This window comes from Paraburkholderia sp. PGU19, assembly GCF_013426915.1.
Lineage (GTDB): Bacteria > Pseudomonadota > Gammaproteobacteria > Burkholderiales > Burkholderiaceae > Paraburkholderia.
In genome coordinates this window covers 2,294,311-2,317,374 of sequence record NZ_AP023181.1, presented here as the reverse complement: position 1 = coordinate 2,317,374, position 23,064 = coordinate 2,294,311, and the positions used below count along the sequence as shown (strand labels likewise).

General features: G+C 61.7%; 18 protein-coding genes and 1 pseudogene. 6 read left to right on the top strand and 13 right to left on the bottom strand.

All coding sequences use genetic code 11. The features are described from left to right. Positions 1-16: 16 nt before the first annotated feature. The 5 genes from H1204_RS40120 to H1204_RS40100 form a co-directional block, all read right to left on the bottom strand. On the bottom strand, positions 17-1,411 hold the full coding sequence (locus H1204_RS40120; protein ID WP_180734168.1) for an MmgE/PrpD family protein: 1,395 nt from the start codon (positions 1,409-1,411) through the stop codon (positions 17-19). Beyond that, a complete protein-coding gene (locus H1204_RS40115; protein ID WP_180734167.1) occupies positions 1,411-2,310 on the bottom strand; it encodes a polysaccharide deacetylase in 900 nt (299 codons plus the stop codon). Before H1204_RS40115 ends, H1204_RS40120 begins: the two co-directional genes overlap by 1 nt. Then, positions 2,307-3,197: a polysaccharide deacetylase gene (locus H1204_RS40110; protein ID WP_180734166.1), complete on the bottom strand. Its 891-nt coding sequence runs from the start codon at positions 3,195-3,197 to the stop codon at positions 2,307-2,309. The genes H1204_RS40115 and H1204_RS40110 overlap by 4 nt, the downstream gene beginning before the upstream one ends. A 140-nt stretch (positions 3,198-3,337) precedes the next feature. Further along, positions 3,338-4,120, bottom strand: coding sequence for an amino acid ABC transporter ATP-binding protein (locus H1204_RS40105; protein ID WP_180735207.1), 783 nt, complete (start codon positions 4,118-4,120; stop codon positions 3,338-3,340). 5 nt (positions 4,121-4,125) lie between these two features. Next, complete coding sequence (locus H1204_RS40100) at positions 4,126-5,046, bottom strand: amino acid ABC transporter permease (protein ID WP_180734165.1); 921 nt, start codon at positions 5,044-5,046, stop codon at positions 4,126-4,128. Positions 5,047-5,245: 199 nt separating this feature from the next. On the opposite strand from H1204_RS40100, the gene H1204_RS40095 reads away from it, so the two are divergent. Then, positions 5,246-6,133, top strand: coding sequence for a LysR substrate-binding domain-containing protein (locus tag H1204_RS40095; protein ID WP_180734164.1), 888 nt, complete (start codon positions 5,246-5,248; stop codon positions 6,131-6,133). A 172-nt stretch (positions 6,134-6,305) separates the two neighbouring features. Here H1204_RS40095 and H1204_RS40090 read toward each other — a convergent pair whose 3' ends face one another. Both H1204_RS40090 and H1204_RS40085 read right to left on the bottom strand, forming a co-directional pair. Beyond that, positions 6,306-7,193, bottom strand: a complete 888-nt coding sequence (locus tag H1204_RS40090; RefSeq protein WP_180734163.1) for a phosphodiester glycosidase family protein — start codon at positions 7,191-7,193, stop codon at positions 6,306-6,308. Between the two features lie 69 nt (positions 7,194-7,262). Then, entirely contained in the window at positions 7,263-7,517 is a 255-nt protein-coding gene (locus H1204_RS40085) for a hypothetical protein (RefSeq protein WP_180734162.1), read from the bottom strand. 182 nt (positions 7,518-7,699) lie between these two features. Between H1204_RS40085 and H1204_RS40080 the strand changes: the two genes are divergently transcribed. From H1204_RS40080 to H1204_RS40075, 3 genes and pseudogenes are all read left to right on the top strand, one after another. Then, complete coding sequence (locus tag H1204_RS40080; RefSeq protein ID WP_180733342.1) at positions 7,700-8,002, top strand: hypothetical protein; 303 nt, start codon at positions 7,700-7,702, stop codon at positions 8,000-8,002. Positions 8,003-8,128: 126 nt separating this feature from the next. Next, a pseudogene (locus tag H1204_RS51950) lies at positions 8,129-8,349 on the top strand (carboxylesterase); the annotation flags it as partial. After that, the gene (locus tag H1204_RS40075) at positions 8,346-9,173 is read left to right on the top strand and encodes a MipA/OmpV family protein (protein WP_243468883.1); all 828 of its coding nucleotides are present in this window, start codon (positions 8,346-8,348) and stop codon (positions 9,171-9,173) included. The pseudogene H1204_RS51950 and the gene H1204_RS40075, both read left to right, overlap by 4 nt. 64 nt (positions 9,174-9,237) lie before the next feature. Here the strand turns inward: H1204_RS40075 and H1204_RS40070 are convergent, their stop codons facing one another. Together H1204_RS40070 and H1204_RS40065 are read right to left on the bottom strand one after the other, a co-directional pair. Beyond that, positions 9,238-10,449, bottom strand: a complete 1,212-nt coding sequence (locus H1204_RS40070; RefSeq protein ID WP_180735205.1) for a DUF1501 domain-containing protein — start codon at positions 10,447-10,449, stop codon at positions 9,238-9,240. 13 nt (positions 10,450-10,462) lie between these two features. Beyond that, positions 10,463-11,947 (bottom strand): DUF1800 domain-containing protein, encoded by a 1,485-nt coding sequence (locus H1204_RS40065; RefSeq protein ID WP_180735204.1) that lies wholly within the window; start codon positions 11,945-11,947, stop codon positions 10,463-10,465. A gap of 673 nt (positions 11,948-12,620) precedes the next feature. On the opposite strand from H1204_RS40065, the gene H1204_RS40060 reads away from it, so the two are divergent. Continuing rightward, entirely contained in the window at positions 12,621-14,744 is a 2,124-nt protein-coding gene (locus tag H1204_RS40060) for a DUF6600 domain-containing protein (RefSeq protein ID WP_180734161.1), read from the top strand. A 505-nt stretch (positions 14,745-15,249) separates the two neighbouring features. Next, complete coding sequence (locus H1204_RS40055) at positions 15,250-17,148, top strand: potassium transporter Kup (protein WP_180734160.1); 1,899 nt, start codon at positions 15,250-15,252, stop codon at positions 17,146-17,148. 2 nt (positions 17,149-17,150) lie between these two features. Here H1204_RS40055 and H1204_RS40050 read toward each other — a convergent pair whose 3' ends face one another. The 4 genes from H1204_RS40050 to H1204_RS40035 form a co-directional block, all read right to left on the bottom strand. After that, complete coding sequence (locus tag H1204_RS40050) at positions 17,151-18,485, bottom strand: nitrate/sulfonate/bicarbonate ABC transporter ATP-binding protein (protein ID WP_180734159.1); 1,335 nt, start codon at positions 18,483-18,485, stop codon at positions 17,151-17,153. 11 nt (positions 18,486-18,496) lie between these two features. Then, positions 18,497-20,248, bottom strand: coding sequence for an ABC transporter permease subunit (locus tag H1204_RS40045; protein WP_180734158.1), 1,752 nt, complete (start codon positions 20,246-20,248; stop codon positions 18,497-18,499). Positions 20,249-20,406: 158 nt separating this feature from the next. Further along, positions 20,407-21,897, bottom strand: coding sequence for a carbohydrate porin (locus H1204_RS40040; RefSeq protein WP_180734157.1), 1,491 nt, complete (start codon positions 21,895-21,897; stop codon positions 20,407-20,409). Positions 21,898-21,993: 96 nt separating this feature from the next. Then, a complete protein-coding gene (locus H1204_RS40035; RefSeq protein ID WP_180734156.1) occupies positions 21,994-22,440 on the bottom strand; it encodes a hypothetical protein in 447 nt (148 codons plus the stop codon). Positions 22,441-23,064 lie beyond the last annotated feature (624 nt).

Here is a 23,064-nt window from a genome sequence, read left to right as displayed (position 1 = left end):
GAGTCGAGTCCTGAAATCAACGCAGCATGGGTTGCCTGTCTGCATCGCCGGGAAGCCAGGCGAGCAGCGCACGAACATCTGCAACATCTTCGAGCGCGAGTATCGCGTCTGCAAGCGCATTCGTCGATGCGTCGTCGAGCACGATCGTCGCGAGCGAACGATACTTCGCGAGCAACGCGGCATCCGATAGCGGGTTGCGCGGATCGCCGAGCGGCGTCAACACCTGGCGCGAACTCGACGTACCATCGCGCCTCGTCAGCGTGACGATCGGCTCGTCCAGATCGGACATCGACGGATCGACTTCGAGCGTGATGCGCCCCATCGCCGCCGCCATGCGTGGCTCGCGCCGCGCCGCTTCCAGATAGGCCGCCAGAGCCGCATGGCCGTTCACCAGCGCCGAAGCGACGGCATAGGGCAGGCTCATCTGCGATGACGCCAGCACACGCAGATCACGTCCGCCACACATGTTCGCCACGAACCCGCTCAGGCGAATGTGCACGCCTTCCAGCTCGTCGAGGCTGAAGGGTGTCGAATGCGCCAGATCGAGCGTCGCATCGACAGCGGCATGCGCACTACGGCACGACGCGTGCGGTTTGATCGAGCAGCGCATGACCTTCCAGTTCTCGCCCAGTTCATGCAGCAAGGCTTGCGGCTCGCGCGTGTCTCGCGCGAACGCGTTGAAGAAGCCACCCCATTTGTCTGCGAAAACCTGTGTCGGGCCCGTCACGCCTTCTCTTGCCAGCAGGGCCGCCAGCAAGCCGCCTTCTGATGCGCGCCCCGTGTGCATGCGTTTGGTCTGGGAAGCGTCATGAATGAAACCCCACAGGCCGCCGCTGAAACTGCCCGCATGCCCAAAGGCAGCGGCCGTTTGCGACGCGTCAAGTCCGAGGATGCGCGCGCTCGCGGCAGCCGCGCCGAACACGCCGCAGGTCATCGTCGAGTGCCAGCCGTAACCGTTATGCGGTGAATAGCCGCCACACGCTTCGAGCACGCGACGTCCGACGTCGTACCCGAGCACGACGGCCGCAAGAAATTCTCGTCCCGAAACAGGGCGCGGTGTGCAGTTGAGCGCCGCGAACACGGCGGGCATCACGACAGCGCCCGAGTGATCGCAGCCACCCGCATCGTCGAGTTCAAGCGCGTGCGCGGCAACGCCATTGACGAAGGCCGCACTGCGCGCGCCGAGCGAGCGCCGCGTGCCCCAGACGGCCGCATCGCCATGGCCATCCGCGTTCATCACCGCAACGGCGCTGCGCGTCTCAGATGCCGCCGCGCCCGCCAGGGCGGCGCCCATCGTGTCGAGTATGTGGCGCTTCGTCTTGTGAACGACGGCTACGGGAATCGCGTCCGCAGTGATGCCAGCGACGAACGCCGCGAGTTGTTCCGACAATGAAAGATCGCGTGCGCTCATCACGCCTTCTCCCGATGCCGCGCAAAGACTTCGACAGGATGCCCCGGCTCGTTGCCGCCCGCATGCGCCCGCCACCACGACGCGACCTGCGCACCCTTCGCAAACCACACGCCGTCGTGGGCTCGCATATCGGCGAGCAGTTCGCGCAGCACATCGATACGTCCCGCCGTCCCGATGATCTCGGGATGCAGCCTCAACACATAGCACAGCCCAAAGCGATGAAACGCCGCGAAGTCCTGCTTCCAGTTTCCGAGTACTTCGCGATACGACGGTATGCGCGGCTGCCCGACGGGAACGGCAGGCGACAGGTTGTAGACGAAGTACGGCTCGTCCTCAAGCTCATAGTGCAAGGGCAGTTCCATGAGAGGCGGCTTGTCATTCGCCACGCCCGTATCGCTCAGATGAAAGTACGGCAGATCATCGCCACGCCACGACGACGACCAGCTCACGCCTTCGCTGCGCAGGAAATCCGCAAAGCCGTGTGCCCAGTTTCCATTGAACGAACGGAAACCCTGCACGCGACGGTCCAGCTTGTCTGCAATCGCCTGTTGTCCTGCGCGAAAGGCATCTTTCTGTTGATCGAGCGTCAAAGCGTCGAAGCTTTCGCATCGAAAGCCGCTGGTGCCGATCTCGTGACGTTGTGCATCGATACGTTGCAGCAGGTCCGCGTGCGTCTGTGCAACACGCCCAGGCACGAACCAGCTCGAATGCACGCCCGCTTCTTCGAGCGCATCGAGCACGCGATCGACACCGCGCTTCGCGCCATAGCGCCACACGGACAGCGATTTCTCGCGCCCGGCAATGCGAGGCTCCTGCGACAGGATGCCGTGCTCATCGTTGAAGTCGACCGTGACGACCACCGCGCATCGCGCGTTGTCGGGCCAGCGAACTGTTTTCATACAGACGGCTCCTGCGTTGACACCGACGCGTCATTCGCGCGCCACCACTGCGCGACATCCCGGCAAGTGGCAAACCATACGTTGCCCTGTGCTTGCATGTGATCGATCAGCTTTTCGAGCAGCGGGATGCGTCCCGGCTTGCCCGATACCTTCGGGTGGAAGAGCGTCGTCAGGCAAAGCCCGTCGCGATGCGAGCCATTGAATTCGCGCCGCCAGTTATCGAAGGTCGTGTCGTAGCTCGCGATGCGGTCGAGACTCGCCGGGAAATCGGGGTTGCGATGATAGGCCAGCGATGCATAGTCATCGAGCTCCCAGCGGCCCGGTATCTCGACCATCGGTTCCGCGAAGCCTTCCGCATGCAGCAGATACGGTCGATCGTCGCCGCGCATCGAACTCGAGTAGCGCACGCCCGCTTCCATCAACACACGTATCGTGTCGGGCCCCCAGTCACCGGACGGCGTACGGAAGCCAACGGGACGCATGCCGAGAAAGCGATCGAAGACGTCGACGCAACGTGCCATCACTTCGCGTTGACCGTCGGCATCGAGTGTCCAGAAGGCTTCGTGGCGATAACCGTGGTATGCGATTTCATGGCCGCGTTCGACGATCGCCGCACATTGCCGCGGCCAGTTTTCGATGACCCACGCCGGCACGAAAAACGTCGCCGGCACGCGACACTCATCGAGCATGTCGAGCAAGCGGCCGAGTGCGCGCCAGGGTCCGTAGCTGCCGAGCGTGAAGTACGATGGATTGCTCCAGATCGAACCGTTGAGCATGGCGTCGCCCGTCGGACCATCGAGATCGAACGCAAGCGCCACGCACGAACGATGACCATCAGGCCAGCGAGGCGCGCGCGTTGCGTCGAGTTTTGCGTGATCAGCCAACATCGTTCGTTACCCTTCGAATGGTCTCGACAGACGTGACGGGTCCCCGCAGTCGAAAAGATGCGTTCATCAAACTCTCTCTATCGAATCAATATGTGTTCGCTTCGACGTGTAGCCGAAGCAGTTCGGGCCCGCTGGTCAGTTCACGACAGCACGGCCGAAATGAAGTCCCGTGTACGGGCCTGCTGCGGATGGGAGAACACCTGCTCGGGCGTGCCTGTTTCCACCACCTGCCCCTGATCCATGAACAGCACACGGTTGGCCACCTCGCGTGCGAAGCCCAGCTCGTGCGTCACCACGATCATCGTCATGCCGCTTTTCGCCAGATCGCGCATCACCGCCAGCACTTCACCCACCAGCTCCGGGTCCAGCGCCGACGTCGGCTCGTCGAACAGCATCAGCTGTGGATGCATCGCCAGCGCCCGTGCAATCGCGACACGCTGCTGCTGCCCGCCCGACAACTCGACTGGAAACGCGTCGCACTTGTGCGCCAGCCCGACGCGTGCAAGTAACGCCCTCGCTTCCTCTTCCGCTTCGGCGCGCTTGCGCTTGAGCACCTGCACCGGTCCTTCGATCACGTTCTCCAGCGCCGTCTTGTGCGGAAACAGGTTGAAGCGCTGGAACACCATCCCCGTTGACAGCCGCTGGCGCGCCACCTGACGCTCCGACAGCTCATACAGTCTGTTGCCCTCGCGCCGGTAACCCGCGAGTTCGCCATTGACCCATAGCGCGCCGTCGCTGATCTGCTCCAGCTGGTTGATACACCGCAGGAACGTGCTCTTGCCCGAGCCCGACGGCCCGATCACGCACAGCACTTCGCCGCGCGCCACGTCGAGCGTGATCCCCTGCAGTGCCCTGAACTCGCCATACGACTTGCGCACGTCCACCGCGCGTACGATCGGATTCATCTTCTCTCTCCCGTTCATCGCGCTCATTGCCGCCCCGATGCGCGGCCCGCGCCGCGTGCATAGTGCCGCTCCACCCGCGACTGCACGAACGACAGCACCGTCACCACCGCCAGATACCAGATGCCCGCCACCATCAGCAGTTCGATCACCCGCGCATTCGCGTAGTAGATGTTCTGCGCGTTGTGCAGCATCTCCGCGTACTGGATCACGCTCGCCAGCGACGTCAGCTTCACCATCCCCACCAGCTCGTTGCCGATCGGCGGCACGATCACCCGCATCGCCTGCGGCAGGATGATCCGGCGCAACGCGTGCAGCCGCGCCATGCCGATCGACTTCGCCGCCTCGTACTGCCCCGTGTCCACCGACAGCAGCCCCGCGCGCACCACTTCCGAGGTGTACGCACCCTGGTTGATGCCGAGCCCCAGCAGCGCCGCGAGGAACGGCGTCATCACGTCGACCGTGCGCACCGTGAACAGGCCCGGAATGCCCAGCGTGGGAAACACCAGCGCGAGGTTGAACCACAGCAGCAGCTGCAAAATCACCGGCGTGCCGCGAAACAGCCACACATAACCTTGCGCCACCGCCTGCAGCACCGGGTTGGTCGACAGCCGCATGATCGCCGTGATGACGCCGAGCGCGATACCCAGCGCCATCGCGAGTACCGTCATCACGATCGTGTTGCCCAGCCCGACGAGGATCGAGCGTGCCGTGAGAAAGCGCCCGACGTAGCGCCACTCGATCTGGCCATGCGCAAACGCCAGCGCGATATACCCGAGCAGCACCACGATCACCGCCGACGCCACATAGCGTCCCCAGTAGCGTCGCTTGACGTGCTCAAGATGCGAAATACTGCTCCAGTCGCCCGGCGTACTTGCGATATCTGCATGGCTTTCCACGGATTGCCCGATATCACTCTTGTTCAGCACGACGCTATGTTGAGCCATCTGTCGTCTCCATCGCTTGTTCACCACTCCACTGCAATCTGCCTGCTTCCCGCGGTGGCTGGCTACCTGGACCACCCGCGACGCTGCTTGCCGGGTGCCGTCGTCTGCCGTACCCCCGACAGTTCAAGTCGATTTAAGCCCGCCAATTTTCCGTCGACAAACGGTAAAATCTCATGGTTGCCATGCGAGATGTGCATAAATGAAGATTGAGCGCTATCCACCTTTCAACGTTCTGCAAACGTTGCTTGTCGTGTCCCGCTGTGGCAGCTTCACGGCCGCCGCGCAGCAGCTTTTCATGAGTCAAAGCGCCGTCAGCCGGCATATCCAGCAGATCGAAGAGTATTTCGGCTGTTCATTGTTCGTGCGGCATACGCGGATGGTCGTGCCGACCACCGAATGCCACCGGCTCGTGCCCATCGTCGAAGAACTGCTCGCGACGGCACGTCGCTCGATGCATATCACGACCATGGGCGGGCAAACCATCACACTGCGCGTGACGCCGACGCTCGCCGCGCGCTGGCTGTTGCCTCGGCTTAACAATTTCTACGTTGAAGTGCCTGGCACGCAGTTGAATATCGACACGGCCTGGTTTCTACCGACCAATTTTGGCGAGGGCACGCTCGACGCAGCGATCCTGTTCGGGACAGGAAACTGGGAAGGTTTGGAGGCGACCTGCCTGATGCGGGAGCGGCTGACGCCCGTCTGCTCGCCTCAGATTGCCACTGGCACGCCACCACTCAAACAGCCTGAAGATCTGAAACAGCACACGTTGCTTCATTCGAGTTTCGGAAGACGTGGGTGGATGCTCTGGCTCCAGCAAGTCGGTGAACTTGCGAACTATGCGTATCGCGAACAGGTGTTCGACACGCTTGACCTGGCATTCTCCGCAGCGACTCGCGGAATGGGCGTGGCCCTGGGTGACCTGAATCTGATCGAGGAAAATCTCTCGAATCGCTCACTCGTCACGCCCTTCACTCAGATTCTGGAAACAGGTGCCGGATATTATCTCGTGCACCCTCCGCGCAATGAGTATCGCGAAAAGCTGAAACCGCTTTTGCAGTGGCTCCTGGCTAGCGTTGCGAAATAAGAACCGGACTTCAAGTTGCAGCCGTCTATCGAGGAACGTCGTTTCAGCTATCTCGAACGGGCCTGCAGGGTCACCTTGATCGCGGTGCTGCGCTATCGATTGAGCAGTATTTGCCTCGGCGTGCCGCAGACATAAACCGCATGGCCCTCAACAAAAATTGCGGTCGCGCTGCCTACGGCGTCGTGACCGCGAACAACACGCCCAGGGCGTGTTCAAATTCGAAACGCTGCGATGGGTAGAACGTGGAGATCGTGCCGTCCAGGTAGAGCGCTGACTGGCATCCGAAGCGGTCCTTCAGCACGCGGGCGAAGTCATGGAAGCTGACAGGGTCTTGTGCCGTCACCAGCATGATGCGGGTCGGGCTGCGCATGCAGACGGCATTGCGCGTCGTGGTGTTCGTCGAGCCCGGGGTGAAGAGGGGATTGAGTTCGCCATTGCGTATCAGAATCGGCCCGGACTGGTTGGCGAACACGACGAGATGCTTTTCCGCATCTGGCTTGGCCTGATATTCGTCGGTCGTGACGATCTCGGCGTGGTCCGGGTAGAGCACGAACACGCCATTGGGCTGCAGGTAAAAGTTGCCGTACGCGTTCCGGCGAAGATTCGGTCGACGCAGGAGCGTTCCGTTCTCTATGTACAGGCCGAGCGGCTTTTGCGTCTCGTCAAAAATCCCTCCATTGGTTCCGCAAACCAGTTTCTTGCCTTGCCTGCGCAAGGACGCGTCGAGCGCTTTTAGCGAGCCGTAAACCAGGCCGTTAGCCGACCTCCAATGCATGGCCAGCTTGTCCTTGTGCAGATCGATATCGCAAACGGCAAAACTCACGTTTCCGACATTCGACTCCGTCACCTCTGCGGTCCATGCCGCAATCGGCTGCGCGAGCATCACGGCCAGGCAAACGCCGAGCAGATACGCGAATGATCGACGATTTCCCGAAGTCTTCATGGTGGCTGCAGCGACCTCGAAGCTACTTTCCTTGAGTTGATCCGGGTTCCATTTTCCCTCATGATCGACCGACGTGTCAGATACCATTGGTAACGAACCAACCACCAGGGGCAACATCAGGGCGTTGATGCCCGGCGCCGCGCAGTCTTCAAGCGACGGCCGGTATCCTGCCTCCTCGCCCCACCCTCACGCTAACGCCAGCAAGCAGACAATGGCAGCGACCATCGACGCGCAAAGCCCCCGGCGCTGAAGAGAATGTGTGCCGTCCGTGGGACCCACCACGGTCGCGAGCGCGGCACTGAGTTCCGCGATGCGATGCAGGGAACGCGACATGGTCTCGCGGCACGCATCGCCCACGACTACGATGCCGAACATGCTGCACAGCACAGCCCACTCCCCTATCGCAACGGCATGGTCGAAGGACGCGTCACGCTTCGGCACAGCCCATTTCCTCCTACCATGTCATCCGATTTCCCTTGGCGCGTGCTTCGGGAATAAAAGCTCGTAGATCAGCGTTTGCCTGTTACAGGCGCACCTCCGGGAAAAGAGATGTTCAGGATGCGCCCTATCTCAATCGCATCCATCGCTGTCAAATGCGTGGAGCGAGATTAAAGGAGCACGTGATGGAAACTCGACACCTCGTTTGTGCACTGCTCGGCTGCGCCGCTTTTTGGGCGGTCGACAGCATGGCTGCGCAACCCCCTTACGCCTATCTAACGACAGTGCGCCTTACCGGCGGCACTACGCTGCAATGCAGTGTCAACGAACCGCTGCCGAACGGCGACGCCCCCGCGGCCCTCACCCGTAGCGAGCAAACGCAAGCCGACGTGCTCGCGACCCAGCGACTGCGCCTCCTGAGCGGCCCAGTGTCCGACTATCCGACACCCTACACAGCGCCGACCGTCACCTGCTCAAGCGTCAGCTAAGGCTGACCGCTTCGCGCAGTCCGGCGTTCCCGGCAATTAAGAGGTAAGATGCGCGTCGTCGTCCGGGACCGGATACGGCGCGTGCGGGCCGGGCCATTTGAGAGCAGGCGCCGCGATTAGGGCTTCATCGGCTCGCTTTTTCTGCGTACGATTTGGCTGGATGACTCGTATAACATGATTACTTCCGACAATGAGCGAGAAATCGTTGCGCGCGAAACGGCGCTGCTCCTGCGCGAAAGCGGGATCGCCAGCCACTCAGGTGCGGCCGGCGGAAACCGGTCGCATCGAAAGCGCTTGCGCGCCGTTTGCGGCAACTCGCTGCACCCGGCAAAGCGTGTGCATCATGAACGCGCTCATCTCTACCATGAGAATGGCAACGGTGCTTGCACTTGTTGCGCACGCGCCCAGCGCACTTGCCGACGACACAGCCATTACGGCTGCTGCGTCCACTGATCCGGATGCTGTGGCAGCAGCGCAGCCCGTGAGCAAATGGAAGATCGGAGTCGGCCCGGGTCTGATCATCACGCCGCAGTACCCGGGTTCACACGAGTTGCGCTACATCCCGTATCCCGCGCTCGATATCTCGTGGGACGATCGTGTCTTTTCGCAAGGCCCCGACGTACTTGGCCTAAACGTGCTCCGCAGCAAGGACTACCATGTCGGCGCGGCGCTCAGCTTCGATTTTCAGTCGCGACAGGAAAAGGACGATCCGCATCTGCACGGGCTTGGCAATGTGGACGGCAGCCCGAAGCTCAAGGTGTTTGCCGATTACACGGTCTGGGCGTTCACGGGATCGGTGGCTCTATACCAGGATCTCGCCGGACATGGACAGGGCAAATACGTCACGACCGACCTGTACGCGTCGCTCCCAGCGGGCGGGTGGCTGTTCTCCGTCGGCCCAGGTTTCACCTGGGCCGACGCACTTTATACGCGCACGTTCTTTGGCGTATCGAGCAAGCAGAGTTCTGCATCCGGATTGCCTGCGTTCAACACCGGCGCGGGCGTCCGGGACGTACACCTGAACGGTTACGTCAGTTACGATTTTTCGAAGCATTGGACGAGTTCGGTCGCGGTCACGCTTGGACGCCTGCAGCATTACGCAGCTGACAGTCCGATCACCGAGCGTAGGACTGAATTGAATGTGCTCGCATCAGTCAACTACAAGTTCTGACTGCCGGGCATCGGCTTTCGTCGCGGGCGAAGCGTTCTCAGCGCCTGTCGGTACGGTGACGTTCTCACGCCCTCACAAGCGGTAGCGTGGCAAACCGTCCGCCGAGCACCGCTTTCGAATCGGCGCCCCACCAGCGTTCGAGAACGGTCGCATAAAGCGACCGGAAATCGACACCAACGGGCAGGTTGCCATTGCCATCGAGACGGTCGAGGGCGGGCGACAGGCCATACAGTCCTCCCTGCACTGCGCCACCCGCGACGAAATGCGGCGCGACGGTGCCGTGATCGGTGCCGCGGCTGTCGTTCTCCCGTGCGCGCCTCCCGAATTCGGCGTACGTCATGATCAGCGTCGAATTCCACCGGTTCATCTCCATCAGCGCGCCGCGCATCGCTGCCATTCCTTCGGAAAACTGGCGAAGCAGATTCTCTTGCTGCCCCGGTTGATCGTGATGCGTGTCGAAACCGTTGAGCGTAAGCCGGATCACGGCGACACCCGTTCCCGGCACACGCGCGCCCGATGATGTTTCGGATGCTGCCACGACCTGCATCGCCGTCTTGACGAGATTGCCGAACTGTCCTGCAGGAAAAGCGGTGCGCAGAACAAACTGACCATCGGCGGGACGCAGGCGGTCGGCCGCGCGCTGGATGTCGTGCTCGACATCGAGCACGTGCGCCAACTCCGCATTGCTCGCCGAAAAGTTCGCCGCCCGCGCGAGATGCGCGTCGCGCAGAAACTGCTGCGGATTGACGAGCGCGATCGCATGCGCGCCGTTCGCGAGCGGTCCCATTTCCGCGCTGCCGACCACTACAGCATCCGCCGCATAGCTTTGCGGCACAGGGTTCTTCTCGAGCGCGCGCGTCAGCCAGCCGGTGCTCAGGTATTGATCGGACGCGGACGCCGTGTTCCAGATTTCGATCGAGCGGAAATGCGACAGGTTCGGCTGCGGGTAACTCACGCCCTGCACGATGGCCAGTTCGCGCTGCTGCCACAGCGGCAGTAGCGCCTGCATCGCCGGGTGCAGTCCCGTTTGCGCGTCGAGTTGAAGCACCTTGTCGCGGGCGACGCCGATAGTCGGGCGAAGCTGCGCGTAGTATGGCGACGCATAGGGAATCACCGTGTTCAGCCCGTCGTTGCCGCCCTTCAGCTCGACGAGAATCAGCAGACGCGTATCGTCTGAAACGTGCGTCGACGGCAAAGCGAACGTAAAACCCGGTTGCGCAAACGCAGCGGCGCCCAACGACGCGGCGCCAAGCCTCAGAAAGTGTCGGCGGTTCATCATCGCAAGGCTCCTACTTGAGCTGATAGGCGGGATCGGTGAGCAGCGTCTGAAGCATCGCCTGCCCGTCGTCATCCGGTGAGACAGGTTCGACGGGACGCGTCGGTAGCACCGTGCGCACGAGCCGCATGCGGGTAATCGCATCGGGCACGCCGATGGGCGAGATGTTCTGTTCGGCAAGCCAGCGTGCGGGATCGAAATGCAGACCATCGCCCGCAGGACGCGGCGGCGCCGGCTTCATCGCAACGGGCGCGACCATGCCAGGCTCACCCGGACGCGACGCGGGCAACGGCTTCATCGCGCCGGCCGCGCCTGTGCCCGATGAACGCAGCACCGCTTCGACGAACCGCTCACGCGCGAGCAGCGTCGTACTGTTGATCCATGTCTGGCTGCCCGGCCAACCCTTGACGTTCGGCGGCTCGTACACGTCCTGGCCGAGACTGCGCAGCGTGTCGGACAAATGCTGCGTCGAACCGTATCCGACCTCGAACGAGCGCAACGTGCCGATCACGAAATCGACGGGAGAACGCGCGAGCGTCCCCTCGCCCTGCTGATCCCAGAACGCCTGCGAAAGAAACATCACGCGCAATACCGTGCGAATGTCATAGTGGCTACTCCGAAAAGCATCCGCCATCGACGCGACCTCCGCCGGGTCCGGCGTGTCGGAGATGAACTCGCGCCAGAGTTTGGCCGTGACGAAGTTCGCGGTCTCCGGACGCGCCAGCAACAGGTCGAGCATCTGGTCGCCGTCCAGATTCGCCGTCTTGCCGAAGACCGTTTTCGGGCTGTTGTCGTGCGCGGCGGGGCGCCACACGTAATGCAGGCTGTCGTCGAGTCCCCAACCGGTGAATGCGCGCGCCGCTTCCGCAACGTCGTGCTGCGTGTAGTGCCCTTCGCCCAGTGTGAACAGTTCCATCACCTCGCGAGCGAAGTTCTCATTGGGATGGCCCTTGCGATTGCTCGCGCCATCGAGGTATTGCAGCATCGCCGGATCTTTTGCGACGTCGTGCAGCATCGTCCCGAAGTTGCCGAGCGCGTCGCGGCGCAACAGCACGTTCTGCGCAAGCATCGTCTGCGGCCAGGGCACCTTGTCCTGCCCCGACACGAAGTGGTTGTGCCAGAACATCGTCATGCGCTCGGCAAGCGGCGACGGCGTCACCAGCATTTCCCTGACCCACCATCCGCGCGCATCCTGATACCACTCGCCGCGCACGGTCTGCTGCGCGCGCCGGTCCTCGGGCGTCCATTTGCGCTGTACCTGTGGCGCCGGGATCGGCTCTTCGAACCACGCAGGCAGCGGTGTGGTGGCCGTCGAGCGTGCGCTCGCGAGCAGACGGTCGACGGCCTGCTCGCGAGTCAGGCCGACATATGTTGCCGTTTCGCGCGGGCTCGGCGTGAACCCCGTGCGTTCGAGCAGGAAGCGCGCATCGTCGCGGTCGAGATGGTCTTGCGGCGCGGCCGGCGCAGCAAAGGCAGCCGTCGTGCACAGCGCAACCATTGTCAGTGCGATGCCATGTATGCAGCGGCAGATTGCTTTCATGATGCTCCCCGCGATGAACGTATCGTTATTGAACGCGAGCCGTGCGACATGTCCGTCGACGTTTTACTCTTCTATTCTTTCTGCATCAGGCACAGCGCTACGCCTTCGATTTCACGCGCCGTCGGCATATAAAAGCGTTTGCAGTGCGGAAATGCCGTTGTCGAGTTACGCGATGAATCGTGAAGCATCGAAAACCTCTTGATTGCAGTCTTCTGCACAACGCGCGAGGCGGCGTATTCGATGACGTATCGGCACGAGATGCGTACGCGTGACGCATGCTTAATGTTTCCGTAAAGCGCAAATGCGACCATCGCAAGCTTTTGATTTGCGTCACCGTATCGCCACGCTCGATGTTCGACACCCCCGAACGACCGCCCGTTAGCAGCCATACTTTCATGTTCCTTTTGATGTTCTTGCGAACCGCATCCATTGGAAGGTCAAGCTGTTTATAACCCGTAAATTCAGTTCTCCGACGAATTTCCGCGATTGATCGAATCGCCTTCCTTTCTCTCACATTTCGTTGCAAACTCGCGGCTCTTTTGACCATGTGATGGTCATCGGGCGTCGCGCGAAGCGCGTTAGCCCTATCAGCAACAACACAAAACAGAACGTAAGTCAGGGAACCGAACACATGACAACAACCTTCAAGCGCCTTCGCGCCAAAGCCATCGTGGCCGCCGTTGCCGTAGCACTGGTTCCGCTGTCGTCGCTCGCACAGGTGCCCTCGCCCAGCGCGCCCGCTCAATCGGGCGGCGATCCGCCGGGACGCGTTGCGCGGCTCAATTACTTCGCGGGCACCGTCACGATGGAGCCCGCGGGCGCAAGCGACTGGTCGTATGTCGTGCTGAACCGTCCGCTCACCACGGGCGATCAGCTGTGGGCCGACTCGAACGCGCGCGCCGAACTTCACGCCGGTTCAACTGCGCTGCGCCTCGACCAGCAGACGGCATTCGACATCGTCGATCTCGACGACGACACCACGCAGCTGAAAGTGACGCAGGGCACGCTATCGGCCCGCGTGCGCGCATTGACCTCGGGGCAAAGCGTCGAACTCGATACGCCGAATGTGGCACTGGTTGCAGGTGGCGCGGGCCTGTACCGCGTCGACGTCGCGCCCGATGGCAGCGAGACGACCGTGACGGTCCGCGAAGGCAGCGCCACGTTGTATGGCGACGGCGTGTCGTATCAGATGAGTGCGGGCGAGCAGATCCGTTTCATCGGCACCGGTTTGCAGCAACAGGCAGGCGGCCCTGCGCCCTCGCCTGATGCATTCGACCAATGGGTCGCAAGCCGCAACCGGGCCGAGGACAACTCGATCTCCGCGCGCTATGTATCGCGCGAAATGCCGGGCTACGAAGATCTCGACGCGAACGGAACGTGGCGTAACGATCCGACCTACGGTGAAGTTTGGGTGCCGACGGTCGCCGTGACGGCGGGATGGGCACCCTATCACGCGGGACACTGGGCATGGATCGCGCCGTGGGGCTGGACGTGGGTCGATGACGCACCGTGGGGTTTTGCGCCTTTCCACTATGGTCGCTGGGCTTATGTGGATCATGCGTGGGCGTGGGTGCCGGGGCCTGTCGTCATCGCACGTCCGCCGGTGTATGCGCCTGCACTCGTGGCCTTCGTCGGTGGCGGTGGCGGCGGTGCGCACTGGGGCATCGATCTGGCGATCGGCGGCGCGGTCAGCGCGGGCGTTGCCTGGTTCGCGCTCGGACCGGGCGAGGCCTGGCATCCCGCCTATCATGCGAGCCCTGCGTACTATAGCCGCGTGAACAACGTGAACGTGAACGTCACAAACATTCACAACACGACGATCATCACCAACGTCACCAACGTCACCAACGTCCACAACACGTATATCAATCAGACTGTGCCGGGCGCAGTCGCCGCTGTGCCCGCCAACGCGTTCGTGCGTGGCGAGCCGGTTGCGCAAGCGCTGCGGCCCGTCAGCGCGCAGCAGATCGCCCATGCGCAGATTGGCGCGGGCGCACCAGCTGTCGCGCCCGTGCGCGAGAGTTTCGCGGGTGGCATGCGGCCCGCGCAGGCGGGCGCACCTGTCGCGCTCGCGCAGCGTCAGGTCGTGGCCACACGCGCGCCGCGCGTGCCCGCCGCGTATCACGATGTGCTCGCGCAGCGCTTTGCGAGCGACGGTGGGCGGGTAACGGGCGCAGGGGAACCGGTAATCCGTACGACTGCGCCCGTGAGTTTTGCACCGGCTGCGCACGTTGCCGGCAAGCCCGGCGAGCCTGCCAGTTTCGGCAATGTTCATTTGATCAGTCGCGCGCAGGCGAAGCCGCTGCCGGCGCATGGCGAAGAGCCACAGCACACGGTCGCGGCGGCGCCCGGTGCTGAAGAAGTGCAGCCGCAGCAGGCTCATGCTCCACAGGCGCATGAGAACGCAGCGCCGCATCCCCAGGGGGTGGAGACGGCACAGCAACATGAACATGAGGCGCATCAGGAAGTCAGGCCGGAGCCGAACCGGCCTCAAGCGGGTGAAGCGATGCGTCCGGAAGAAGCACCGCGTGAAGTCCAGCATCATGCGCCGGCCGCTCCGCATGCGCCTGAGGCAGAACAGCATGCCAACCCGCCCATGCCGCGACATGAAGAACAGCAGCACGCGGAGGTGCACGCGCAAGCGCAGCCGGAGCAGCATGTCCCGCCGCGTCCGCAGGCTCACGAGCAACCTCGCGAGCAAGCGCATCCGCAGCCTGAGCATCGCAAACCGGAAGAAGAGCATCACGCGGAGTGACGATAAGCCGCGGAACGTGATTCACTCCTGTGTCGCGTTCCGCTGCACACCACCCTGCGGCAACTCTCTCATTGCCATTCAACGATCGACGGAACATCTCGCACTCTCGCCGAAATCACGAACGGCAACCATCTGGACCTTCACAGCATGATGCTCGTTCGTGCATATCGGAGATGTAGCGGATCTGAAAGAAGCATCGCGTACGATCGCACACTGCTGCTCCACCGATCTTCATTCGAGGTATCAACGTGGCGACATACGTTCTCTTTTTTGGCGGCATTTCCATTGGTCTCGCCATCGCGATATGGGGAATCTGGCAACTCAGGTAACCCGTACCAACGTCACATTACATAAGCAAGCTCACAGGCCATGAACAGGTGATGAACGCTTCTCTTGAGAAGCCCTTCTGAGAAGCGTTCGCAAGCCAGGGCCGGGTTCGATGTGTGCGACCTCAAGCAGCATCAGGCCGCATCGAAAGCAAACCCGCACAACAAAACTTTCAAACATGTCCACGTCTACCCTTCGAGCCGCTTCTCCGACCGCTCACGGAACGTCTGAGCTCGCGCTGGGCGCAATCGGCGTCGTCTTCGGCGACATCGGCACGAGTCCGCTCTATACGCTCAGAGAATGTCTGAAAGCCGCAGGCGGCGTCAGTCAGACGAACGTTTATGGCATCGTCTCGCTGATTCTTTGGGCCATCATCATCGTCGTGACGTTCAAATACGTCTGCTTCGTGATGCGCGCCGACAACGACGGCGAAGGCGGCATACTCGCGCTCACCGCATTGGCTTCCGAGGTCGCGCCAGTGCGGCTGCGCAAGGTACTGCTGACGCTCGGCGTCTTCGGTGCCGCGATGTTCTACGGCGACTCGATGATCACGCCCGCCATTTCGGTTATATCGGCCGTTGAAGGCGTGACGCTCGTCGATGCGCATCTGACCGAATGGATCGTCCCGATCGCGCTCGTCATTCTCACCGGTCTGTTCAAGCTGCAAAAGCGCGGTACGGGCGCGGTCGGCAAAGTATTCGGGCCGGTCATGCTGGTATGGTTCGTCACGCTCGCGGTGCTCGGCATCGTCAATATCACGGACCATCCCGAGATCATGCGCGCCGCGTCGCCGTACTACGCTTTCATTTTTCTCACGCGTGCGCCGGCTACGGCTTTCATTGTGTTGGGCTCGGTATTTCTTGCCTTGACGGGTGGCGAAGCGCTCTATGCCGACATGGGTCATTTCGGCAAGACACCCGTGCGGCTGTCGTGGCTTTTGCTGGTCTTTCCCGGCCTCGTGCTCAACTACTTTGGTCAGGCCGCCCTGGTGCTCAGCAAACCGTCTGTGGTCGCGCAGCCGTTTTTCGAATCGGCGCCCTCCTGGGCATTGATTCCGCTCGTCGTGCTTGCGGCAGTAGCTACCGTGATCGCGTCTCAAGCGGTGATTTCCGGCGCGTTTTCGATGACCAAGCAGGCCGTGCAACTGGGACTGCTGCCGCGCATCCCCGTCGTACACACGTCGAGTCGGGAAATCGGCCAGGTGTACGTGCCCTTCATCAACCTCACGCTGTATATCGCCGTGGTGTTTCTCGTGCTGTTCTTCAAGTCTTCCGATAACCTTGCAGCCGCCTACGGCATCGCGGTCGCATCGACGATGCTGTTGACCACGTTGCTGATGTACTTCGTCACGCATAGCCTGTGGAAGTGGAGGCCGCTCGCGACAATCGCCGTGATCGTGCCGATGGCGCTCGTCGATCTGCTGTTCGTGTCGAGCAACGCAAGCAAGGTCATGGACGGCGGATGGTTCCCGTTGCTGGCAGGTGGTGCGCTATTCACGGTCATGACGACCTGGCACAAGGGCCGCGAACTGCTCGTACAGCAGATCAGGAGCGACAGCCTTCCGCTGGCACCGCTCGTCAAATCTCTGACGGCAGGCGAGCACAGGGTGCTGCGCACACAAGGCACGGCGGTGTTCCCTGGCGGCGTTGCGGACGCGACGCCCTCGGCCTTCCTCCACAACCTGAAGCACAACGGCGTGATGCATCGCGTGAACATCTTCATGGCGGGCTCAACCGACAACACGCCTCACGTTTCCGACGAAGAGAAAGTCGCCGTCAATGATCTGGGCAACGGCTGCTATACGGTCCTTGTTCGGCACGGCTTCATGGAAATCCCGAACGTGCCGGCTGTTCTGAAACTTGTCGAGCGGCATATTCCGGAGTGGCACTTCGAGCCGTCTGAAGTGTCTTTCTTTCTCGGCCGCGATACGATCGTCGCAACGGGCCAGTCACGCGGTATGTCGTTATGGCGCGAGAGGCTGTTCGCATTCCTCGCCCGCAATGCCGCCCAGGCTGCCGAGTACCTCAGCCTGCCGCCCAATCGCGTCGTCGAGATGGGCGGCCAGGTCAATCTTTGAGGTCAGGCTTCGACATCGGCAAGACTGAAGACTTCCGTCTTGTCGTTGTAAGAGAAGATCTCCGCGTAGCGGCCCCAGTCGATCACGGCATCGAGCGCTTCTTGTGCGGCATCGTCGGTGACGAAGTCTTCCAGTTCCTGCTCGAAACGCACGCGCGGCGCACGGTGTCCACGGCGTTCGTCGAGCACTTCCTTGATGCGCGCTGCCAATGGCACCTGCCGCAGCAGATGTTTCGCAAACAAGGCTTTGCGCTCCTGCGTGCCCAGGTCGGCAAACGCGCGGCCTGCCGGCGTGAGGAACACATCGCCTTCGCGCACATCGGCGAAGTCCAGGTGCTGCAACACTTCGGCGATCGGGAACAGGTCGTCGATTTCCAGATGCAGTGAACGCGCGATCTCCGGCATGTCCGCGCGGCCGTTGTACGGCGCCGCCGTCAGCATTTCGAGCAGACCCGCCATCAGGTTGGTCGACACGTGCGGCAGCCAGCTATGCAGTTCCAGCCCCTTCTTCGTTTTCTCATCTGTCTGACGTGCAGTCATCTTCGCGTAGATGTCGTCCACGAGCTTGCGGAACGCCGGGTCCAGACGGTTGCGCGGATGCTTGAACGGCACCCTGATCTCGGCGATCACGCGCCCCGGATTCGATGACAGCACGAGAATCCGGTCGCACATGAACACGGCTTCCTCGATGTTGTGCGTGACGATCAGCACCGACTTGATGGGCATGCGCCCTTGCGTCCACAGATCGAGCAGGTCGGTACGCAGCGTTTCCGCCGTCAGCACGTCGAGCGCGGAGAACGGCTCGTCCATCAGCAGCAGCGTCGGATCGACGACCAGCGCGCGCGCAAAGCCGACGCGCTGGCGCATGCCGCCCGACAGTTCGCGCGGATACGCGTTCTCGAAACCGTCCAGACCGATCAGATCGATCGCGGCGAGCGCGCGTTCGCGGCGCGCACGCGCGCCGACGCCAAGCGCTTCCAGCCCAGCTTCCACGTTCTGCAGCACCGTCAGCCACGGGAACAGCGCGAAGGTCTGGAACACCATTGAGACACCTTCGGCGGGTCCCTTGAGCGGCTTGCCCATATAAGCGACTTCGCCGCTGGTCGGCTCGATCAACCCGGCAATGATGCGCAACAGCGTCGACTTGCCCGAGCCCGAACGGCCAAGCAGGCCAACGATCTCGCCCTCGCGCAGCGACAGGTTCACACCGTCGAGCACGAGCAGTTCGCCCTGCCCCTTATCGAAGCCGCGCGTGACATTCGCGACCCGCATCACTTCTTCACCGAGGCGCGGCGCGTATTCGAGCACATCGGCCTTCATGGCATTGAGGTTTTCCATTGTTTTCACTCTCAGTCAAGTCGCAGTCGGGACTCGGCATACGCGTACAGCGGACGCCACAGAATACGGTTGAATAGCGTAACGAACAGGGACATCACCGCGATGCCTAGGATGATCTTCGGGAAATCGCCGGCTGCCGTGGTTTGCGCGATATAGGCGCCAAGCCCATGTGCGGCCACTTTCGTGTCGCCCCACTGCACGAATTCGGAAACGATGCTCGCATTCCACGCGCCACCGGATGCGGTGATCGCGCCCGTGATGTAGTACGGGAAAATGCCGGGCAACATCGCCTGGCGCCACCACTGCCAGCCGCGAATGCGAAAGTTGGTTGCAGCCTCTTTGTAATCGTTCGGATAGGACGTCGCCCCCGCAATGACGTTGAACAGGATGTACCACTGTGTGCCGAGCACGATCAGCGGCGACAGCCAGATATCCGGATTCAGTTGAAACTTCACGATCACGATGACGAATACCGGGAACAACAGATTGGCCGGAAACGCAGCCAGAAACTGCGCAAGCGGCTGGATTTTTTCGGCCAGCGCGGGGCGCAGCCCGATCAGCACGCCCAACGGCACCCAGATCACCGATGAAATCGCAATCAACACCACCACGCGCAGCAGCGTGATGAGACCCAACAACAGTACGTGGCCCACTTCGTCGAGCGTGACGCCCGTCCGCACATAGGCGACCACGCGGTACACGACATAAGCAGTCAGCACGACCACCACGGCACCCCAGACGATGTCGCCCACGCGCTTCCACGTGCGGTTTCGCGCGCCACCAAAACGGTTGGTGTTGTGCATCGGCATGCGCACGGGCATGCGCGCCACGCCCGCGAACAAGGCGCCTAGCGGCATCAGCGAGCGGTGAATCAGATGCGTACGGCGCAGCATGTCGAGCAGCCACGACTCCGGCGCATTGCCCGAACTCGTCGTCTCCATGCGAAACTTGTCGGCCCACGCGACGAGCGGCCTGAACAGAAGCTGATCGTAAGCGAGGATCACGACCGTCATCGTCAGGATGACCCAGCCGACGGCATGCAGGTCCTTCTCCGAGATGGCCTGCGCGAGATACGCGCCAATGCCCGGCAACGTGATCGTGTTGTTGCCGACCGTAATGGCTTCCGAGGCGACCACGAAGAACCAGCCGCCCGACATCGACATCATCATGTTCCAGATGAGGCCGGGCATCGAGAACGGCACTTCGAGTTTCCAGAAGCGTTGCCAGCCGGTCAGATGAAAGCCCTTCGATACTTCGTCGAGATCGCGCGGCACCGTGCGCAACGATTGATAGAAGCTGAACGTCATGTTCCAGGCCTGGCTCGTCCAGATTGCAAAGACGGCGGCCAGTTCCGCGCCCAGCACGCGGCCCGGAAACAGCGAGAGAAAGAATGTCACTGTAAACGATATGTAGCCCAGCACGGGCACCGATTGCAGGATGTCCAGAATCGGAACCAGTACTTTCTCGGCGCGACGGCTCTTGGCGGCTAACGTGCCATACGTCAGCGTAAACACGAGCGAAGCGACCATCGCGGCGAGCATGCGCAACGTGGTGCGCATCGCGTATTCCGGCAGCATCGCCGGGTTCAGCGAGATCGCTTCTTCTTTCAATGCCGACATCGGCGCAAGTGTCTGATGAAAGCCGATTGCAGCCATTGCAAGCAGACAGATGATCAACGGAAAGGCAACGAAGTCCCATCCGTTTGGTAGCAGGCGCCACGCGGATGCGTTCGCCGTGCGGTTCAGGCTGAATTTGAATTCCATCGGTGTCTCCCGACTGGATGGGTTATAGGTAAAAGAAAGGTCGCCACACGAACCCCCTCTTCCATGATGCCGGATGTTTATGACTTAACGATTGGCATGACTGAACAAACAGCTTTCATTTACGTCGCTCAGCATGCTCTTACTACAGTCCCGAATGTTCAGAACGTGATGTTCGTGCGAACGCCGACGACAAACTCATTGCCGATGCGCGAGCTGGCGTTGTCCGGTTGAGGAATCCCACCCGAAGGACGGAAAAAGTACTGCGCGTCCGCCTGAAGGATCCACCAGGGCGTGAGCTGACATTGATACGTCGCTTCGATCACCGTCTCGGCGCTGCGCGACGGATAGCCTGGCGTGGTCAGCGCGGCCTTATCGCTGGCAAGGTCTTGTGCGTGCGAGCCGATCTTCGCGTAGCCGACCGCGAGCCCGGCGATGTCGTTATCGCGCCCGTTGAACGGCGCCTTGAGCGTCACACCGGCATTCACGCCGAGATCGATCAGATTGCGGTCGCCTGGCGCGCCCATCACGCGAGCAAACACATTGACCGAGCGTGGACTCTCAGCCGACGGACGCCACACCATCTGATCCGCCACCGCATACAGGCTGTAGTTGCCTGTGTGGCTTTGCGGGATGCCGGTGCTCGCCGGATCAGCGAGCGAGCGGCCCGTGTTGTCGAAACGCTGATCCGCGAAATGCTGCGTGTTGTACCAGAAGCCGAGCTTGTAGGTGCCTGGCAAGCCCGACGAAGCGGTTTGATCCGCAGGATTCGCAGGCGGCGGATTCAATGCGTACTGCACTTCGCCAATGAAGAGCGCGCCATTGTGCAGATTGAAGTTGGTGCCATGCGCGTTCTGCTGTTGCGGATCGCCTGTGTTGCTGCCAGCAGGATTACCGTCGAACACGCCTGCGAGTACCGTCCATGCGTCCGACGGCTTCACACGCACTCGCGCGCCGAGCGACGCCAGCGGATACGCGGGTCCGCCCGCAGGCATATCCACCGAAGGCAGCGCGGGCCAGCCGAAGGTCGCATTGATGAACGGCACGGCGTTCTGGCTGACCATGAATTCCTGATCGAGACTTTGTTGCCCGATCTTCACGTCCGCCTTGCCGCCGAACAGCGTCTGCTGATACCAGAGTTCCCACAGACGCGTGGTCGCATCGGCTTCGATGCCGCTCGCGGGTTGCAACGTCTGCAGGTTGCGTTGCGTGAGGCTCGTGCCGTGGATCTGCAACGCCGACACGTTGAAGCTGCCGCCCGTCAGTCCAATCGCCTTTTCCAGGTCTACGCCGACGGCCAGTTGCGTCAGGCCATCGTAAGCGCCGCCGCGCCGCGTGCCGCCCGTGAGATTGCCGAGGTATTCGCTCGTCTCCTGCAAGGCGAGTGACACGCCGTACTGGCCGAGCCACGGACGCAGTCCGCCCATGTCACCAAAGAGAGTCGAGCGCTCCCAGAATCCTGTCGGTGCAGCGTTTGCCTGGTCGGGAACAGCGTTGTTATTCGCTTTGGCGTTCGAAGCAGGTTCTGCCGGAGGCGTACCCTCTGGTGCCGTCTGTGCGTTGGCGATCGACACCATGCCGAACGAGACCAGCACGCTCAGACCGACGGGCATCGCGGACGAAAGCAATGTCGTTTTCAGTTTCTTCTTCATGACGGGCGGAGACAGGTTGTGCCCTGCCCGTTCAAGGGCAAGGGCTTCTTAGTAATGGGACACGCGCGATGTGGCGCCGATGTGAAGCCAGGAAATTCAGCAGAACCACCAGCTGAGCCGCAACGCACTCTCGAGTTCGCCGCCCGTCGATGATGTAGAAAGCATCGCGACCAATGCCACGGCCATGACCATCAGGGCGAGAATCGCGTAACCGGTCGGCGTGAGCGGACGACCGGTGAACACTGCCCGCGCCGATGCGACGGCGGCCTGGCGCAGTCGTCGGACCGCGAAATGCCGTAGCGCACGCAACGCACCAACATGCCTCGGCGCGTTGCCAGCCAGGTTGTTCGCCGTGACGCTCGATGCGGCGCCGTGCGTCTGCGCAAACATCAGGTGTGCGCGTGCGGCGACGCCGGCCGCCTGATTTGCCCAGCTTCCACCGAGCCGCGAGGGCACGCGACAGACATGAATGACGACCGCCCGCGTGCGATCTGCGTCCCTGAAGGATGCGACGAAAGGAATACCGAAAGATTTGAAAAACATGATGCGACTCCCGTCCGGCCTGAAGAAGTCAGGCGACGTGAAGCGTCCCGCAGTGTTACTGCGAGGCGAACAAACAAAGGGAGCGTGCAACTGAAAGACGGCAACAAATAGCCGTCATCGATGATGCGCGCTAACCCGACTCAGCGAGTTAGCGGCGTAGGCGTTTCCTGCGGCGGCTATCTCGCGGTTATGCTGCCGGCGCATACCGGCATCGGACTTCCACTACTAGAGCACGTGTCCACGGAGGACTCCTTTAAGGCGACGCGGCGGATTGTAGGCGGGGCATGTGAAGGTTGGCAAGTTAAATTTGTGCAACGATCGTCACAGTGCAAACCAGCAATACCGTTATGTACCTGACGATTTAGAAAGGCTCCATCTGTAACGCAGCAAAACCCGGCTGACTTTCCATCGCTAATGACTGTCCGTATATGTTCGCAATGCTTATGAACTGTTGGCGTGTCCAACCACGTGTAAATGTAGCGGCCGAATTTTCGGCATGTACGTTGCACCACGGTCGTGGTCTCGATTCTGTTGGGGAGCGACGCAACGTAAGTATGAGATCGTGGGTGACGACTGCGGCTTCGTCTGGGTAGCGAGAAAAGAAATCTGGGAGATGCGTACCTG